The sequence below is a fragment of the Pseudomonas sp. MPB26 genome, assembly GCF_046605355.1.
Lineage (GTDB): Bacteria > Pseudomonadota > Gammaproteobacteria > Pseudomonadales > Pseudomonadaceae > Aquipseudomonas > Aquipseudomonas cedrina.
In genome coordinates this window covers 1,173,388-1,190,688 of record NZ_CP176793.1, presented here as the reverse complement: position 1 = coordinate 1,190,688, position 17,301 = coordinate 1,173,388, and the positions used below count along the sequence as shown (strand labels likewise).

The following is a 17,301-nucleotide window of genomic DNA, read 5'->3' as shown; positions in this document are numbered from 1 at the left end:
TGGGTTCAGGTTTGCCAGCTCAGTGTTGCCCTGTCTGCTGATCCAGGGTCGCCGGTAAGGGCGCAGGCGGGAGTCTACCTTTGTAGGAGCGAGCTTGCTCGCGAAGATCGTCAACTATAACGCGAGCTGTCTGGTTTAACGCGGTGCCTTGCGGTTCTTCGCGAGCAAGCTCGCTCCTACAGTAGGGCGCGGGTTACCAGGCGATGGTGTCGCCTTTGTAATCAATGAAGTGATGGCCGCCTTTGCCAGTGTAGGCATTCACCTGATCCACCAGTCCGCGCACGCTGGTGTCGACATTGATGTGCGCATTTTCGCCGCCCATGTCGGTCTTCACCCAGCCCGGATGCAGCGACAGCACGGTGAGCTTATGGTCGCCCAGTTGGGTGACGAAGCTGTTGGTCATGGAGTTGAGCGCCGCCTTGCTGGCCTTGTACAGCGCCATATCGGAACCGTCCGGGATGGCCACGCTGCCCAGGACCGAACTCATGAAGGCCAGGACGCCACTGTCCTTGCGGATCTGCCCGACAAAGCGCTGGGCCAGGTTGATCGGCGCCACGGCGTTGGTGAAAAACAATTGGCCAACTTCCGCGAGGGTGGCGTGGCCGGGTTCCTGATTGGCGGGGCCCTTGACGCCGGCATTGACGAACAGCAGGTCGAAGGTGCGGTCCTTGAGGCGCTGGTTCAGGGCGATCACGGCTTGTTGATCGTCCATGTCGAGTTTCTCGATCTGGACCGGGCCGACGGCTTTGAGGGCATCGGCCTTGCTTGGGTCGCGCACGGTAGCGGTCACATCCCAGCCATCCTGGAGCAGTTGCTTGACCAGGCCAAGGCCCAGCCCGCGTGATGCGCCGATGATCAATGCGGTTTTTGGCGTAGACATGAAAGCTTCCTTTATGCGTCGCGGTTCAGGGAGATCACATTAGCAGTTTCAGCGTTGGAGCAGGATGCGCCCACGGCTCAGGTCGGCCAGTTGGGTTTGCAGGGTGTCGATATGCGCTTCACCCAAGGCGAGTTGCAACTCGACGCCGTTGGCCGTGAAGGTTTCTTGCAGCACCAGCCCGCCGAGTTCGACAACGCGCAGTTTCACCAGGTTCAGCTCGGCGAACCCGCAGGCGCAACTCAAGGCGACGCGGCTGATCAGTTCAACGCGCTCGGCATTTTGCAGGCACTTATTCGCGCCGCCGCCGTAGGCACGGGCGAGTCCGCCGGTGCCCAATTGGATACCGCCGTACCAGCGAATTACCAGCACCGCGACTTGGTCGAAACCCTGCGCTTCGATGGCTGCCAGGATGGGTCGCCCGGCGGTGCCGCCGGGCTCGCCGTCGTCATTGCTGCGGTACTGGTCGGCCAGCTTCCAGGCCCAGCAATTGTGCGTGGCGTTCAGGTCGCTGTGCTGCTCGAAAAACGCCTGTGCTTCCTGCGGGCTGGTGATCGGTGCGGCGAGGGTGATAAAGCGGCTTTTGCGTATTTCTTCGCGAAACTCGCAAAGGCCGGTCAGGGTGAAAGGCATAAGTCGCTTCGTTTATTGGGCCGGCCTGATGCCGCAGCCCTTGAGGATGATGTGGATCAGGTTGGTACCGGCGTCTTCCATGTCCTGCTTGGTCAGTTTGGTGCGACCGGTGACGCGGCAGATCTGGGTGGCGAAGTCGGCGTAATGCTGGGTGCTGCCCCACAGCAGGAAGATCAGGTGCACCGGGTCGACGGGGTCCATCTTGCCGGCGTCGATCCAGGCCTGGAACACCGCAGCCCGGCCACTGAACCAGGCGCGGTAGTCCTGGCCGAAATATTCGGTGAGGCATTCGCCGCCGCTGATGATCTCCATGGCGAAGATCCGCGAGGCCTGGGGCTGGCGCCGCGAGAACTCCATCTTGGTGCGGATATACCGAGTAAGGGCTAAGGCCGGGTCATCCTCGGCAGTCAGCGCGTTGAAGGTGCTGTCCCACAGTTCGAGGATATTGCTGAGCACCGCGACATACAGGCCCAGCTTGTTGGTGAAGTAATAATGCAAGTTGGCCTTCGGCAGCCCGGCGCTGGCGGCAATGGTGTTCATGCTGGTGCCTTTGTAGCCATGGCGCGCGAATTCGTCTTCAGCAGCCTGCAGAATTGCTTGTTCGTTCTTTTGCCGAATGCGGCTGGCCGGCTTACTGGCGTGGTTGCTATGGGCAGGAACTTCGAGGCTCATGGAGGTTTCCGTGCTGATCGATAGAGACGACGTGTGCACAGATAACCCACCCTCAAGCCTCAGACAAGTCCTGATGCAATAAAACCGTCAAAGCGGTTCCAGGCTGTCGCTTTCCGGCGCTTTGTTTGCGGCAGCGGTGGGGGCCTTGCTCTCGGGCAGCAGCAGGCACAACACGATGGCAGTCAGCCCGCCGCTGGTAATGGCCGAGTCAAACAGGTTCTGCACCAGTGTCGGCATCAGGTGCAGCAGGTTCGGCTGGGCGGCGATGCCCAGGCCGACGCCAAACGAGGTGGCGATGATCAGCATGCTGCGCCGGTCCAGCGGTGCCTGGGCAAGAATGCGCACGCCGGCGGCGGCCACGCTGCCGAACATCACCAGGGTCGCGCCGCCCAGCACCGGCTTTGGAATTTGTTGCAATACGGCACCAATCAACGGAAACAAGCCGAGGCAAAACAGCACCACGCCGATGTACAGGCCGACGTAGCGGCTGGCCACGCCGGTGAGTTGGATCACGCCGTTGTTCTGGGCAAAGGTGGTGTTGGGGAAGGCGCTGAACGTGGCGGCGATCATGCAGCTGACGCCATCGCCGAGTACGCCGCCCTTGAGCCGGCTTATATAAGAAGGGCCGCTGATGGGTTGGCGGGCAATCATGCAATTGGCGGTGAGGTCGCCGACGGTTTCGATGCTGCTGATCAGATAAATCAGCGCGATCGGCAGGAAGGCGCTCCAGTCGAAGTTGAAACCAAAGCGAAACGGAATCGGCAGACTGATCAGAGGCAGGTCCGGCAGGGCTTGAGGCACGAGTTTGCCGCTGAACCAGGCGGCCAGGCTGCCGAGCGCCAGGCCGATGATGATTGCCGAGAGGCGCACCCAAGGTGTGTTGGAACGGTTGAGCAGAATGATCGTCAACACCACGAACAGACCCAGTGCCAGGTTGGTCGGGGCGCCGAAGTCGGGGGCATTGAAACCGCCGCCAAGGTCGGTGATGCCCACTTTGATCAGGCTGATACCGATAAGGGTAATGACGATCCCGGTCACCAACGGCGTAATGACGCGGCGCAGTTGGCCGATAAAACGGCTCAACAAGATCTGCACCACGGCGCCGAAAAAGCACACCCCAAAGATCATCGCCATGATGTTTTCCGGGCTGCCGCCGCGTTGTTTCACCAGAAAGCCCGCCGACAACACCGCGCCAAGAAACGCGAAACTGGTGCCCTGCAGGCAGATCATCCCGGCGCCGATTCCAAATGGCCTACGCGCCTGGATGAAGGTGCCCGCACCGGAAACCATCAGCGCCATGCTGATCAGGTAGGGCAAATACGCCGTGAGGCCCAGTGTGGAACCGATGATCAAGGGCGGGGTGATAATCCCGACAAAGGCTGCCAGTACATGTTGCAGTGCAGCAAGGAAAGCCGGGACAGGTTTTGGGCGGTCATTGAGGCCGTAGATCAGGTCGCTGGGGCTGGAGGATTCTGGTGGCATGGCGGGCAAACTCGGGTCGGACGGTTCTAGGTCCCTGTGCGCTTGCAAAAAGCTGTCCAGTTGCTCAGCTTTTTGCGCCAGGGCCGAGTTAGCGCGTGCTTGCCAGGCTTTCGAGGAAGCTTTCCAGCACCAAATGGGGGCGCCTGCCCTTGCGCGTGACCGATGCGAGGCTTAAATCGTAAAAACGTGTAGCCGGTTTCAGCGCGCGCAGTCGGCCTTGTTGTACCCAGAGGCTGGCGTAGTGGTCGGGCAGGTAGCCGATGTAGCGGCCGGTGAGGATCAGGAATGCCATGCCTTCGCGGTCGGAAGCGCTGGCCGTGCAATTGAGTGTCTGGTAATGGGCCTGGATCTCGGCGGGCAACCGGAACGTGGGGGCGATTGCGTCCTGGTCATTGATGCGCGCGTCATCCAGCTGCTTGTCGTCGGCGTAGAACAGCGGGTGGCCGACGGCGCAGTAGAGCAGCGAACGCTCGCTGTACAGCGGCTGGTATTCCAACCCCGACAGGGCACTGGCCTGGGGCACCACGCCAACATGCAGACGGCCGTCGAGTACGCCTTGCTCGACTTCGTTGGGGGCGATCATGCGGATCTGGATCTGCACATCCGGGCCGCGCTCCTTCAACTGCGCGAGCGCATGGGTGATGCGCATGTGGGGCAGGGTGACGAGGTTGTCGGTGAGGCCGATGATCAATTCGCCGCGCAAATGCTGGTGCAGGCCGTTGACCTCGGTGCGGAAACTTTCCAGGGCACTCAAGAGTTGCAGGGCCGACTGGTAGACCTCGCGGCCCTCTTCGGTCAGGGAAAAACCGGCGCGGCCGCGTTGGCACAGCCTTAGTCCGAGGCGTTGTTCGAGATCACTCATTTGCTGGCTGATGGCCGAACGGCCTATGCCCAGGACGGTTTCTGCCGCTGAAAAGCCGCCGCATTCCACCACACTGCGAAAGATGCGCAGCAAGCGGATATCGAAGTCGCTGACTTGGGCCAGGGGATCGGGTCGACGGCTGCTCATAGTTTAGTGAAGGCCTGACTGAAGGTTAGAAGAGTTGAATTTCACCGACTTTATCGCCGTGGCAATTTAGCTGCAACAACGCTTTCAATCCCGACGCTGCCTGTTGCCCTGCGAGGTTTTGCTGATGAACATGCCCGAAAACGCCCCATCGTCCCTGGCCCTCCAATTGAAGCTGGACGCGCACTGGATGCCGTACACCGCCAACCGTAACTTCCAGCGTGACCCGCGTCTTATCGTGGCCGCAGAAGGTAGCTGGTTGACGGACGATAAGGGGCGCAAGGTCTATGACTCGTTATCAGGCCTGTGGACATGCGGCGCCGGGCATACGCGCAAGGAAATCCAGGAGGCGGTCGCCAAGCAACTGGGGACGTTGGACTACTCGCCTGGCTTCCAATACGGTCATCCGCTGTCCTTCCAGCTGGCGGAAAAGATCACCGACCTGACCCCTGGCAGCCTGAACCATGTGTTCTTCACCGACTCCGGCTCCGAGTGCGCCGATACCGCGGTGAAAATGGTGCGTGCGTACTGGCGCCTGAAAGGCCAGGCCACCAAGACCAAGATGATCGGTCGTGCCCGTGGCTACCATGGCGTGAATATCGCCGGTACCAGCCTGGGCGGCGTCAATGGCAACCGTAAGATGTTTGGTCAGGCGATGATGGACGTCGACCATCTGCCGCACACGCTGCTGGCGAGCAATGCCTTCTCCCGCGGGATGCCGGAGCAGGGCGGTATCGCGCTGGCCGATGAACTGCTCAAGCTGATCGAGTTGCACGATGCATCGAACATTGCTGCGGTGTTTGTCGAGCCGATGGCCGGGTCTGCAGGCGTGCTGGTGCCGCCGCAGGGTTACCTCAAGCGTCTGCGTGAAATCTGCGATCAGCACAACATCCTGCTGGTGTTCGACGAAGTGATCACCGGCTTCGGCCGCACCGGCTCGATGTTCGGTGCCGACAGCTTCGGCGTGACCCCTGACCTGATGTGCATCGCCAAGCAAGTCACCAACGGCGCGATCCCGATGGGCGCGGTGATCGCCAGCAGCGAGATCTATCAAACCTTCATGAACCAGGCGACGCCTGAGTACGCGGTGGAATTCCCCCACGGTTACACCTACTCGGCGCACCCGGTAGCTTGTGCCGCTGGGCTGGCGGCACTGGACCTGTTGCAGAAGGAAAACCTGGTGCAGAGCGTGGCCGAAGTCGCGCCGCACTTTGAGAATGCGCTGCACGGTTTGAAAGGCAGCAAAAACGTGATCGACATTCGCAACTACGGGCTGGCCGGCGCGATCCAGATTACACCGCGTGACGGTGATGCGATCGTGCGTCCATTCGAGGCCGGCATGGCCTTGTGGAAAGCCGGTTTCTACGTGCGCTTTGGCGGTGACACCCTGCAGTTCGGGCCAACCTTCAACAGCAAGCCGCAGGACCTGGATCGCCTGTTCGATGCGGTCGGCGAAGTGCTGAACAAGATCGACTGATTTCTCCTTCTATATAGAACAACTTTTCAGGAGCCCTGCATGAGCCTTATCCAGCATTTGATCAACGGTGAGTTGGTCAACGACAGCGGTCGCAGCGCCGACGTGTACAACCCGTCCACCGGCCAGGTGATTCACCAGGTGCCATTGGCCAGTCGTGAAACCATTCAACAAGCGATCGATTCGGCCAAGGCTGCTTTCCCTGCCTGGCGCAATACGCCGGCGGCCAAGCGCGCCCAAGTGATGTTCCGTTTCAAGCAATTGCTGGAGCAGAACGAGGCACGTATCTCGCAGTTGATCAGCGAAGAGCACGGCAAGACTCTGGAAGATGCCGCCGGTGAGTTGAAGCGCGGCATCGAAAACGTGGAGTACGCGTGCTCGGCGCCGGAGATTCTGAAGGGTGAGTACAGCCGTAACGTAGGACCGAACATTGATGCCTGGTCGGATTTCCAGCCGTTGGGTGTGGTGGCAGGTATTACGCCGTTCAACTTCCCTGCGATGGTACCCCTGTGGATGTACCCGTTGGCGATTGTCTGCGGTAACTGTTTCATCCTGAAACCTTCGGAGCGCGATCCAAGCTCGACGTTGCTGATCGCACAACTGTTGCAGGAAGCGGGCCTGCCCAAGGGCGTCTTAAGTGTGGTGCACGGTGACAAGGGTGCCGTGGATGCGCTGATCGAGGCGCCGGAAGTGAAAGCGCTGAGTTTCGTGGGCTCGACGCCGATTGCCGAGTACATCTACAGCGAAGCGACCAAGCGCGGCAAACGCGTGCAGGCACTGGGTGGGGCGAAGAACCACGCGGTGCTGATGCCGGATGCGGACCTGGATAACGCCGTGAGCGCATTGATGGGCGCGGCGTACGGTTCCTGTGGCGAGCGTTGCATGGCGATTTCGGTTGCTGTGTGCGTGGGCGACCAGGTGGCGGATGCGCTGATTGCCAAGCTGGTGCCGCAGGTCAAGGCGCTGAAGATCGGTGCTGGCACGTCTTGCGGCCTGGATATGGGGCCATTGGTGACTGGCCAGGCGCGTGACAAGGTCAGTGGCTATATAGAAGACGGTGTGGCGGCGGGCGCGGAGTTGGTCGTCGATGGGCGCGGCTTGAGTGTCGCCGGGCATGAACAGGGTTTCTTCCTCGGAGGCAGCCTGTTTGATCGTGTGACGCCGCAGATGCGTATCTATAAGGAAGAGATCTTCGGGCCGGTATTGTGCGTGGTCAGGGTCGATAGCCTGGAAGCGGCGATGCAGCTGATCAATGATCATGAATACGGTAACGGTACCTGCATCTTCACCCGTGACGGTGAAGCGGCGCGTCTGTTCTGTGATGAGATCGAAGTGGGCATGGTGGGCGTGAACGTTCCACTGCCGGTGCCGGTGGCGTATCACAGCTTTGGTGGCTGGAAACGTTCGCTGTTTGGCGACCTGCATGCCTATGGGCCGGATGGGGTGCGTTTCTATACCCGTCGCAAGGCGATTACCCAGCGCTGGCCGCAACGGGCCAGTCATGAAGCGTCGCAATTTGCTTTTCCCAGTCTTTAACGTTTGCCAGGAAGCCGGCCCCTTGGGGCCGGCTTTCGCGTTTTCAGGGCTTTTTTGACCGATATGACAGAATTGTGAAAAAAGCTGTTGACGGCAGATTCTGGGAGTCTATAATTCGCCCCACTTCCGGCGCAGTCGAAACAGAAAACTCCTTGGTAAACAAAGAGTTATGCGAAATTCGACAGCGACCCGCTTCAGTTCATCGAAGCCCAGAAGGAGTTGGTAGGGCGGTGTTGTTTGGCTCTATTAACGTTTCGATCTTCTCGGTCGAAAGCGGAGAAAAAGAGGTGTTGACAGCAGCGTGTAACGCTGTAGAATTCGCCTCCCGCTAACGAGAGATCGGAAGCGCAAGTGGTTGAAGTTGTTGAAGAATTCTTCGAAAACTTCTGAAAATAATCACTTGACAGCAAATGAGGCTGCTGTAGAATGCGCGCCTCGGTTGAGACGAAAGATCTTAACCAACCGCTCTTTAACAACTGAATCAAGCAATTCGTGTGGGTGCTTGTGGAGTCAGACTGATAGTCAACAAGATTATCAGCATCACAAGTTACTCCGCGAGAAATCAAAGATGTAACCAACGATTGCTGAGCCAAGTTTAGGGTTTCTTAAAAACCCAAAGATGTTTGAACTGAAGAGTTTGATCATGGCTCAGATTGAACGCTGGCGGCAGGCCTAACACATGCAAGTCGAGCGGTAGAGAGAAGCTTGCTTCTCTTGAGAGCGGCGGACGGGTGAGTAATGCCTAGGAATCTGCCTGGTAGTGGGGGATAACGTTCGGAAACGGACGCTAATACCGCATACGTCCTACGGGAGAAAGCAGGGGACCTTCGGGCCTTGCGCTATCAGATGAGCCTAGGTCGGATTAGCTAGTTGGTGAGGTAATGGCTCACCAAGGCGACGATCCGTAACTGGTCTGAGAGGATGATCAGTCACACTGGAACTGAGACACGGTCCAGACTCCTACGGGAGGCAGCAGTGGGGAATATTGGACAATGGGCGAAAGCCTGATCCAGCCATGCCGCGTGTGTGAAGAAGGTCTTCGGATTGTAAAGCACTTTAAGTTGGGAGGAAGGGTTGTAGATTAATACTCTGCAATTTTGACGTTACCGACAGAATAAGCACCGGCTAACTCTGTGCCAGCAGCCGCGGTAATACAGAGGGTGCAAGCGTTAATCGGAATTACTGGGCGTAAAGCGCGCGTAGGTGGTTTGTTAAGTTGGATGTGAAATCCCCGGGCTCAACCTGGGAACTGCATTCAAAACTGACTGACTAGAGTGTGGTAGAGGGTGGTGGAATTTCCTGTGTAGCGGTGAAATGCGTAGATATAGGAAGGAACACCAGTGGCGAAGGCGACCACCTGGACCAACACTGACACTGAGGTGCGAAAGCGTGGGGAGCAAACAGGATTAGATACCCTGGTAGTCCACGCCGTAAACGATGTCAACTAGCCGTTGGGAGCCTTGAGCTCTTAGTGGCGCAGCTAACGCATTAAGTTGACCGCCTGGGGAGTACGGCCGCAAGGTTAAAACTCAAATGAATTGACGGGGGCCCGCACAAGCGGTGGAGCATGTGGTTTAATTCGAAGCAACGCGAAGAACCTTACCAGGCCTTGACATCCAATGAACTTTCCAGAGATGGATTGGTGCCTTCGGGAACATTGAGACAGGTGCTGCATGGCTGTCGTCAGCTCGTGTCGTGAGATGTTGGGTTAAGTCCCGTAACGAGCGCAACCCTTGTCCTTAGTTACCAGCACGTTATGGTGGGCACTCTAAGGAGACTGCCGGTGACAAACCGGAGGAAGGTGGGGATGACGTCAAGTCATCATGGCCCTTACGGCCTGGGCTACACACGTGCTACAATGGTCGGTACAGAGGGTTGCCAAGCCGCGAGGTGGAGCTAATCCCACAAAACCGATCGTAGTCCGGATCGCAGTCTGCAACTCGACTGCGTGAAGTCGGAATCGCTAGTAATCGCGAATCAGAATGTCGCGGTGAATACGTTCCCGGGCCTTGTACACACCGCCCGTCACACCATGGGAGTGGGTTGCACCAGAAGTAGCTAGTCTAACCTTCGGGAGGACGGTTACCACGGTGTGATTCATGACTGGGGTGAAGTCGTAACAAGGTAGCCGTAGGGGAACCTGCGGCTGGATCACCTCCTTAATCGACGACATCAGCTGCTCCATAAGTTCCCACACGAATTGCTTGATTCATTGAAGAAGACGATAAAGAAGCAGCCCGAAATTGGGTCTGTAGCTCAGTTGGTTAGAGCGCACCCCTGATAAGGGTGAGGTCGGCAGTTCGAATCTGCCCAGACCCACCAATTTTGTGTGGGAAACGCCTGTAGAAATACGGGGCCATAGCTCAGCTGGGAGAGCGCCTGCCTTGCACGCAGGAGGTCAACGGTTCGATCCCGTTTGGCTCCACCACTACTGCTTCTGACGTTATGAAAGCTTAGAAATGAGCATTCCATCGTGATGATGGTGAATGTTGATTTCTAGTCTTTGATTAGATCGTTCTTTAAAAATTTGGGTATGTGATAGAAAGATAGACTGGACGTTACTTTCACTGGTAACGGCTCAGGCTAAGGTAAAATTTGTGAGTTCTCTTAAACGAGAAATTCGAATTTTCGGCGAATGTTGTCTTCACAGTATAACCAGATTGCTTGGGGTTATATGGTCAAGTGAAGAAGCGCATACGGTGGATGCCTTGGCAGTCAGAGGCGATGAAAGACGTGGTAGCCTGCGAAAAGCTTCGGGGAGTCGGCAAACAGACTTTGATCCGGAGATGTCTGAATGGGGGAACCCAGCCATCATAAGATGGTTACCTTACACTGAATACATAGGTGTATGGAGCGAACCAGGGGAACTGAAACATCTAAGTACCCTGAGGAAAAGAAATCAACCGAGATTCCCTTAGTAGTGGCGAGCGAACGGGGACTAGCCCTTAAGTGGCTTTGAGATTAGCGGAACGCTCTGGAAAGTGCGGCCATAGTGGGTGATAGCCCTGTACGCGAAAATCTCTTAGTCATGAAATCGAGTAGGACGGAGCACGAGAAACTTTGTCTGAATATGGGGGGACCATCCTCCAAGGCTAAATACTACTGACTGACCGATAGTGAACTAGTACCGTGAGGGAAAGGCGAAAAGAACCCCGGAGAGGGGAGTGAAATAGATCCTGAAACCGTATGCGTACAAGCAGTGGGAGCCCACTTTGTTGGGTGACTGCGTACCTTTTGTATAATGGGTCAGCGACTTATTTTCAGTGGCGAGCTTAACCGAATAGGGGAGGCGTAGCGAAAGCGAGTCTTAATAGGGCGTCTAGTCGCTGGGAATAGACCCGAAACCGGGCGATCTATCCATGGGCAGGTTGAAGGTTGGGTAACACTAACTGGAGGACCGAACCGACTACCGTTGAAAAGTTAGCGGATGACCTGTGGATCGGAGTGAAAGGCTAATCAAGCTCGGAGATAGCTGGTTCTCCTCGAAAGCTATTTAGGTAGCGCCTCATGTATCACTGTAGGGGGTAGAGCACTGTTTCGGCTAGGGGGTCATCCCGACTTACCAAACCGATGCAAACTCCGAATACCTACAAGTGCCGAGCATGGGAGACACACGGCGGGTGCTAACGTCCGTCGTGAAAAGGGAAACAACCCAGACCGTCAGCTAAGGTCCCAAAGTTATGGTTAAGTGGGAAACGATGTGGGAAGGCTTAGACAGCTAGGAGGTTGGCTTAGAAGCAGCCACCCTTTAAAGAAAGCGTAATAGCTCACTAGTCGAGTCGGCCTGCGCGGAAGATGTAACGGGGCTCAAACCATACACCGAAGCTACGGGTATCACGTAAGTGATGCGGTAGAGGAGCGTTCTGTAAGCCTGTGAAGGTGAGTTGAGAAGCTTGCTGGAGGTATCAGAAGTGCGAATGCTGACATGAGTAACGACAATGGGTGTGAAAAACACCCACGCCGAAAGACCAAGGTTTCCTGCGCAACGTTAATCGACGCAGGGTTAGTCGGTCCCTAAGGCGAGGCTGAAAAGCGTAGTCGATGGAAAACAGGTTAATATTCCTGTACTTCTGGTTATTGCGATGGAGGGACGGAGAAGGCTAGGCCAGCTTGGCGTTGGTTGTCCAAGTTTAAGGTGGTAGGCTGAGATCTTAGGTAAATCCGGGATCTTAAGGCCGAGAGCTGATGACGAGTCGTCTTTTAGACGACGAAGTGGTTGATGCCATGCTTCCAAGAAAAGCTTCTAAGCTTCAGGTAACCAGGAACCGTACCCCAAACCGACACAGGTGGTTGGGTAGAGAATACCAAGGCGCTTGAGAGAACTCGGGTGAAGGAACTAGGCAAAATGGCACCGTAACTTCGGGAGAAGGTGCGCCGGTGAGGGTGAAGGACTTGCTCCGTAAGCTCATGCCGGTCGAAGATACCAGGCCGCTGCGACTGTTTATTAAAAACACAGCACTCTGCAAACACGAAAGTGGACGTATAGGGTGTGACGCCTGCCCGGTGCCGGAAGGTTAATTGATGGGGTTAGCTAACGCGAAGCTCTTGATCGAAGCCCCGGTAAACGGCGGCCGTAACTATAACGGTCCTAAGGTAGCGAAATTCCTTGTCGGGTAAGTTCCGACCTGCACGAATGGCGTAACGATGGCGGCGCTGTCTCCACCCGAGACTCAGTGAAATTGAAATCGCTGTGAAGATGCAGTGTATCCGCGGCTAGACGGAAAGACCCCGTGAACCTTTACTATAGCTTTGCACTGGACTTTGAATTTGCTTGTGTAGGATAGGTGGGAGGCTTTGAAGCGTGGACGCCAGTCTGCGTGGAGCCAACCTTGAAATACCACCCTGGCAACTTTGAGGTTCTAACTCAGGTCCGTTATCCGGATCGAGGACAGTGTATGGTGGGTAGTTTGACTGGGGCGGTCTCCTCCTAAAGAGTAACGGAGGAGTACGAAGGTGCGCTCAGACCGGTCGGAAATCGGTCGTAGAGTATAAAGGCAAAAGCGCGCTTGACTGCGAGACAGACACGTCGAGCAGGTACGAAAGTAGGTCTTAGTGATCCGGTGGTTCTGTATGGAAGGGCCATCGCTCAACGGATAAAAGGTACTCCGGGGATAACAGGCTGATACCGCCCAAGAGTTCATATCGACGGCGGTGTTTGGCACCTCGATGTCGGCTCATCACATCCTGGGGCTGAAGCCGGTCCCAAGGGTATGGCTGTTCGCCATTTAAAGTGGTACGCGAGCTGGGTTTAGAACGTCGTGAGACAGTTCGGTCCCTATCTGCCGTGGACGTTTGAGATTTGAGAGGGGCTGCTCCTAGTACGAGAGGACCGGAGTGGACGAACCTCTGGTGTTCCGGTTGTCACGCCAGTGGCATTGCCGGGTAGCTATGTTCGGAATAGATAACCGCTGAAAGCATCTAAGCGGGAAACTAGCCTCAAGATGAGATCTCACTGGAACCTTGAGTTCCCTGAAGGGCCGTCGAAGACTACGACGTTGATAGGTTGGGTGTGTAAGCGCTGTGAGGCGTTGAGCTAACCAATACTAATTGCCCGTGAGGCTTGACCATATAACACCCAAGCAATTTGACTACTCTAACGAGCATCAGATTGCGGTGTGTGAAGACGAGATGAACCGAAAGTTCGACGCTCACAAAACACCGACAGCTGTCACATACCCAATTTGCTGAAGCGAGGCCATCCGGCAACGACTCAGTACCCGAATTTCTTGACGACCATAGAGCATTGGAACCACCTGATCCCATCCCGAACTCAGTAGTGAAACGATGCATCGCCGATGGTAGTGTGGGGTTTCCCCATGTGAGAGTAGGTCATCGTCAAGATTAAATTCCGAAACCCCATTTGCGAAAGCAAATGGGGTTTTGTTTTGGGCGGTCGAAAACTCAATCAGCCCAAAGCACCCACAAATCTGCACAGTTATTTCTGAACAAGACCTTTAGAATACGCACCTAATCTTTTTTAGAGCCCGAGCCCTACTTATGCCCGATCCGGTTGATGCCCTTGAGGTGTCGGATTCAGCACTGGACGACCTGGTGGCATGCCATGAGTGCGACTTGCTGATGCGCAAACCAGTGCTCGCCCTTGGCGAAAAAGCTCAATGCCCGCGTTGCGGCTACGAACTTTACGCACACCGTCATAATGTCGTTGAGCGAAGCCTTGCCTTGGTGTTGGCCGCATTGCTGTTGTACATCCCTGCGAACTTTCTGCCCATCATGCGGCTCAACTTGCTCGGGCAGTCCTCCGAGGACACCGTATGGACCGGCGTAGTCGGTCTGTTCGATACCGGCATGCAAGGTGTTGCCGCCGTGGTGTTCCTGTGCAGTATGGGCATTCCATTGCTCAAGCTGCTTTGCCAACTGGCTGTGTTGCTCAGCATCCGTTGGAACATCGGGCGCAGTTATGGGCTGCTGCTGTACCGCATCTACCACCACATGAAAGATTGGGGGATGTTGGAGGTGTACCTGATGGGCGTATTGGTGGCGATCGTAAAACTCGCCGACATGGCCTCCATCACAATCGGCCTGGGCCTGGTCTGCTTTGTCAGTCTGCTGATGGTTCAGGTTCTACTTGAGGTGGTGATGTCGCCGCACCAGATCTGGCAAGCGCTGTCAGGAGAGGATGATCATGCGGGCGATTGATGCAGGCATTCTGGTTTGTACCGAATGTCACGAATTGAACAAACAAGACACCGATAGCGATGAGCAGACCTGCACCCGATGTGGTGCGCTGATCCATGCCCGCCGCCCCAACAGCCTCACCCGCACCTGGGCGCTGCTGATCACCGCAGCCATCTTGTACATCCCCGCCAACCTGCTGCCGATCATGACCGTCAACTCATTGGGGCAAGGGGAGCCCAGTACCATCATGGCGGGTGTGATCCAACTGGTTCAACACGGCATGTTCCCCATCGCTGCCGTGGTGTTCATCGCCAGTATCCTGGTGCCGACGTTCAAGCTGGTGGGCATCGGTCTGCTACTGTTTTCGGTGCAGCGTCACCAACCGCTGTCGGCGCAACAACGCATTGTGATGTACCGCTTTATCGAATTCATTGGCCGCTGGTCCATGCTGGATATCTTCGTGATAGCCATCCTGGTGGCGGTTGTTAACTTTGGGCGACTTGCCAGTGTCGAGGCCAATCTCGGCGCTGCGGCGTTCGCCAGTGTGGTGATCTTGACGATGCTCGCCGCAGTAACTTTTGATCCCCGACTGATTTGGGATAATACGGAGTCGGACGACGACCATGAGTGATTTGCCTAGAGCTAAAACCCGCCCAGCCTCCAATTGGTCGGCCATTTGGGTGTTGCCCCTGATTGCCCTGATCATTGGCGGGTGGCTGGGGTGGCGCGCCTATTCCCAGCAGGGCATCGATATTCAAGTGCGCTTTGAGAGCGGTGAAGGCATCCAGGTCAACAAGACCGAAGTGGTCTACAAAGGCATGCCGGTGGGCAAGGTCAAGGCCCTGGCCCTGGATGACGAAGGTAACAACCGCGGAGTCATCGCCACCATCGAAATGGACAAGGACGTCGAGCAATACCTCAGGACCAACACGCGCTTCTGGCTGGTCAAGCCGAGCGTCACCCTCGCCGGTATAACCGGCCTGGAAACCCTGGTATCAGGTAACTACATCGCCGCCAGCCCCGGCGACGGTCAACCCACGCGCAAGTTCAAGGCGCTCTCCGAAGAGCCGCCGTTGTCCGACGCCAAGCCGGGATTGCACCTGACCGTCAAGGCTGACCGCCTTGGTTCGCTCAACCGTGGCAGCCCGGTGTTCTACAAGCAGATCCAGGTGGGCCAAGTTAAAAGCTACCTGCTCTCCGAAGACCAGAGCACCGTCGAGATCAAGCTCTATATCGAACCGACCTACGCCAGCCTGGTGCGCAAACACACGCGTTTCTGGAACGCCAGCGGCATCAGCATTGACGCCAACCTCTCCGGAGTGAAAGTGCGTAGCGAATCACTCTCCAGCATCGTCGCCGGCGGTATCGCCTTCGCCACGCCGGAGAACCGCAAGGACAGTCCGCCGACCGATCCGAGCCTGCCTTTCCGTCTGTACGAAGATTTTGACGCAGCCGCGGCGGGTATCCGGGTCAAGGTCAAACTTACCGACTTCGAAGGCCTGCAGGCCGGTCGCACGCCTGTGATGTACAAAGGGATTCAGGTCGGTAGCTTGAAAACCCTGAAGATCAACCCCGACCTTTCCAGCGCCAACGCAGAGCTTACCCTTGATCCGCTGGCCGAAGATTACCTGGTCCAGGACACTCAATTCTGGGTGGTCAAACCGTCTATTTCCCTGGCCGGGATCACCGGGCTTGAAGCCTTGGTGAAGGGTAACTACATCGCCATTCGTCCCGGCGACAAAGGCACCGCTCCACAACGTGAGTACGTCGCCCGCGCCAAGGCGCCGCCCCTGGACCTGCGCTCCCCAGGCCTGCATATGGTGCTGCTCACCGACAACCTCGGTTCCCTGGACGTTGGCAGCCCCATCCTCTACAAGCAGGTCAAGGTTGGCTCGGTACAGAGTTACCAGTTCTCGCGCAAGAACAAGCAATTGGTAATCGGCGTCCACATCGAGAAGGAGTACGAAAATCTGGTCAACGGCTCAACGCGCTTCTGGAATGCCAGCGGCGTGACCCTGACCGGCGGCCTCACCGGCGGTATCCAGGTCAAGAGTGAATCCCTGGCGAGTCTGATGGCCGGCGGTATCGCCTTTGAGACGCCGGAACCAAACGTCCCGCTGAAAAAACGCATCCCGCGTTTCCGCCTGTTCGCCGACCGCGAAGCCGCCAACCAGCACGGCACCTTGGTGACCATCAAAGTTGACCGCGCCGACGGCATGCGCCCTGGCACGCCAGTGCGTTTCAAAGGCCTGGACGTGGGCAAGATTGAACGCGTCGACCTCAGTGCCGACATGCAGTCGGTGCTGCTCAGCGCACGTATCACCCAGGTAGCCGATCGTATTGCACGCGTTGGCAGTCAATTCTGGGTGGTCAAGCCTGAGCTGGGCCTGATGAAAACCTCCAATCTGGAAACCCTGGTCACCGGGCAATACATCGAAGTGCAACCGGCCGCCAAAAGCGCCGGCCCGCAGAAGAGCTTCGTTGCGCTGGGTCAGCCACCTGAGGCCGTCCGCCAGGAAGCAGGCCTGCGCCTGACCCTCAGCGCCGCACGCCGTGGCTCGCTGAAGGAAGGCGTACCCGTCACCTATCGCGAAGTCACCGTGGGCAAAGTGACCGGCTACGAGCTGGGTCAGACCGCCGACCGCGTATTGATCCACATCCTGATCGAGCCCAAGTACGCGCCGTTGGTGCGCAGCGGCAGCCGCTTCTGGAACAGCAGCGGCTTTGGCCTCGACTTCGGCCTGTTCAAAGGCGCTACGGTGCGTACTGAATCCCTGGAAACATTGGTTGCCGGTGGTATCGCCTTCGCCACGCCCGACGGCGAGCGCATGGGCAATGCCGCTCGGGCCCAGCAAACCTTCCCGCTGTTCGACAAGTTTGAAGAGGAATGGCTGACGTGGGCGCCCAAGATTTCACTGGGTAAATAAACCGAGGCGCAGCCATCGCGGGCTTGCTCGCGAATACGCCGGCACAGACAACAAAAAA

At 57.0% G+C, this 17,301-nt stretch carries 10 protein-coding genes, 2 tRNA genes and 3 rRNA genes; 10 read left to right on the top strand and 5 right to left on the bottom strand.

Going from position 1 to position 17,301, the window contains the following annotated elements; all coding sequences use genetic code 11:
• Window positions 1-193: 193 nt before the first annotated feature.
• The 5 genes from ACLH0H_RS05640 to ACLH0H_RS05620 all read right to left on the bottom strand — a co-directional run bounded on the left by ACLH0H_RS05640 (window position 194) and on the right by ACLH0H_RS05620 (window position 4,673).
• Complete coding sequence (locus ACLH0H_RS05640) at window positions 194-880, bottom strand: SDR family oxidoreductase (protein WP_411381287.1); 687 nt, start codon at window positions 878-880, stop codon at window positions 194-196.
• A gap of 48 nt (window positions 881-928) precedes the next feature.
• Entirely contained in the window at window positions 929-1,510 is a 582-nt protein-coding gene (locus ACLH0H_RS05635) for an IMPACT family protein (protein ID WP_411381286.1), read from the bottom strand.
• A 12-nt stretch (window positions 1,511-1,522) separates the two neighbouring features.
• The gene (locus ACLH0H_RS05630) at window positions 1,523-2,182 is read right to left on the bottom strand and encodes a TetR/AcrR family transcriptional regulator (protein ID WP_411381285.1); all 660 of its coding nucleotides are present in this window, start codon (window positions 2,180-2,182) and stop codon (window positions 1,523-1,525) included.
• 87 nt (window positions 2,183-2,269) lie between these two features.
• On the bottom strand, window positions 2,270-3,664 hold the full coding sequence (locus ACLH0H_RS05625; protein ID WP_411381284.1) for a uracil-xanthine permease family protein: 1,395 nt from the start codon (window positions 3,662-3,664) through the stop codon (window positions 2,270-2,272).
• 88 nt (window positions 3,665-3,752) lie between these two features.
• Window positions 3,753-4,673 carry a LysR family transcriptional regulator gene (locus tag ACLH0H_RS05620; RefSeq protein WP_411381283.1) on the bottom strand — a complete coding sequence of 307 codons (921 nt, stop codon included), beginning with the start codon at window positions 4,671-4,673 and terminating at the stop codon, window positions 3,753-3,755.
• Between the two features lie 124 nt (window positions 4,674-4,797).
• Between ACLH0H_RS05620 and ACLH0H_RS05615 the strand changes: the two genes are divergently transcribed.
• From ACLH0H_RS05615 to ACLH0H_RS05570, 10 genes are all read left to right on the top strand, one after another.
• Window positions 4,798-6,147: an aspartate aminotransferase family protein gene (locus tag ACLH0H_RS05615; RefSeq protein WP_411381282.1), complete on the top strand. Its 1,350-nt coding sequence runs from the start codon at window positions 4,798-4,800 to the stop codon at window positions 6,145-6,147.
• Between the two features lie 39 nt (window positions 6,148-6,186).
• Window positions 6,187-7,680, top strand: coding sequence for a CoA-acylating methylmalonate-semialdehyde dehydrogenase (locus tag ACLH0H_RS05610; protein ID WP_076954450.1), 1,494 nt, complete (start codon window positions 6,187-6,189; stop codon window positions 7,678-7,680).
• A 625-nt stretch (window positions 7,681-8,305) separates the two neighbouring features.
• Window positions 8,306-9,842, top strand: a 16S ribosomal RNA gene (locus tag ACLH0H_RS05605).
• An 83-nt stretch (window positions 9,843-9,925) separates the two neighbouring features.
• Window positions 9,926-10,002 (top strand) — tRNA-Ile (locus ACLH0H_RS05600).
• Window positions 10,003-10,032: 30 nt separating this feature from the next.
• Window positions 10,033-10,108 (top strand) — tRNA-Ala (locus ACLH0H_RS05595).
• Between the two features lie 248 nt (window positions 10,109-10,356).
• Window positions 10,357-13,248: ribosomal RNA gene (locus ACLH0H_RS05590) — 23S ribosomal RNA — on the top strand.
• Between the two features lie 157 nt (window positions 13,249-13,405).
• Window positions 13,406-13,521, top strand: a 5S ribosomal RNA gene (gene rrf, locus ACLH0H_RS05585).
• Together the 16S, 23S and 5S rRNA genes with 2 tRNA genes alongside form the textbook arrangement of a ribosomal RNA operon.
• Window positions 13,522-13,677: 156 nt before the next feature.
• On the top strand, window positions 13,678-14,337 hold the full coding sequence (locus ACLH0H_RS05580; RefSeq protein WP_411381281.1) for a paraquat-inducible protein A: 660 nt from the start codon (window positions 13,678-13,680) through the stop codon (window positions 14,335-14,337).
• On the top strand, window positions 14,324-14,947 hold the full coding sequence (locus ACLH0H_RS05575) for a paraquat-inducible protein A (protein ID WP_076951019.1): 624 nt from the start codon (window positions 14,324-14,326) through the stop codon (window positions 14,945-14,947). Before ACLH0H_RS05580 ends, ACLH0H_RS05575 begins: the two co-directional genes overlap by 14 nt.
• Entirely contained in the window at window positions 14,940-17,243 is a 2,304-nt protein-coding gene (locus ACLH0H_RS05570) for an MlaD family protein (protein WP_411381280.1), read from the top strand. The genes ACLH0H_RS05575 and ACLH0H_RS05570 overlap by 8 nt, the downstream gene beginning before the upstream one ends.
• The last annotated feature ends 58 nt before the right edge of the window (window positions 17,244-17,301 follow it).

What these genes read in the sequence shown, in the direction of transcription:
- ACLH0H_RS05630 (WP_411381285.1), bottom strand. Translation starts at nt 2,182, where the DNA reads ATGAGCCTCGAAGTTCCTGCCCATAGCAACCACGCCAGTAAGCCGGCC.
- ACLH0H_RS05575 (WP_076951019.1), top strand. Translation starts at nt 14,324, where the DNA reads ATGCGGGCGATTGATGCAGGCATTCTGGTTTGTACCGAATGTCACGAA.
- ACLH0H_RS05615 (WP_411381282.1), top strand. Translation starts at nt 4,798, where the DNA reads ATGAACATGCCCGAAAACGCCCCATCGTCCCTGGCCCTCCAATTGAAG.
- ACLH0H_RS05610 (WP_076954450.1), top strand. Translation starts at nt 6,187, where the DNA reads ATGAGCCTTATCCAGCATTTGATCAACGGTGAGTTGGTCAACGACAGC.
- ACLH0H_RS05570 (WP_411381280.1), top strand. Translation starts at nt 14,940, where the DNA reads ATGAGTGATTTGCCTAGAGCTAAAACCCGCCCAGCCTCCAATTGGTCG.
- ACLH0H_RS05580 (WP_411381281.1), top strand. Translation starts at nt 13,678, where the DNA reads ATGCCCGATCCGGTTGATGCCCTTGAGGTGTCGGATTCAGCACTGGAC.
- ACLH0H_RS05640 (WP_411381287.1), bottom strand. Translation starts at nt 880, where the DNA reads ATGTCTACGCCAAAAACCGCATTGATCATCGGCGCATCACGCGGGCTG.
- ACLH0H_RS05625 (WP_411381284.1), bottom strand. Translation starts at nt 3,664, where the DNA reads ATGCCACCAGAATCCTCCAGCCCCAGCGACCTGATCTACGGCCTCAAT.
- ACLH0H_RS05635 (WP_411381286.1), bottom strand. Translation starts at nt 1,510, where the DNA reads ATGCCTTTCACCCTGACCGGCCTTTGCGAGTTTCGCGAAGAAATACGC.
- ACLH0H_RS05620 (WP_411381283.1), bottom strand. Translation starts at nt 4,673, where the DNA reads ATGAGCAGCCGTCGACCCGATCCCCTGGCCCAAGTCAGCGACTTCGAT.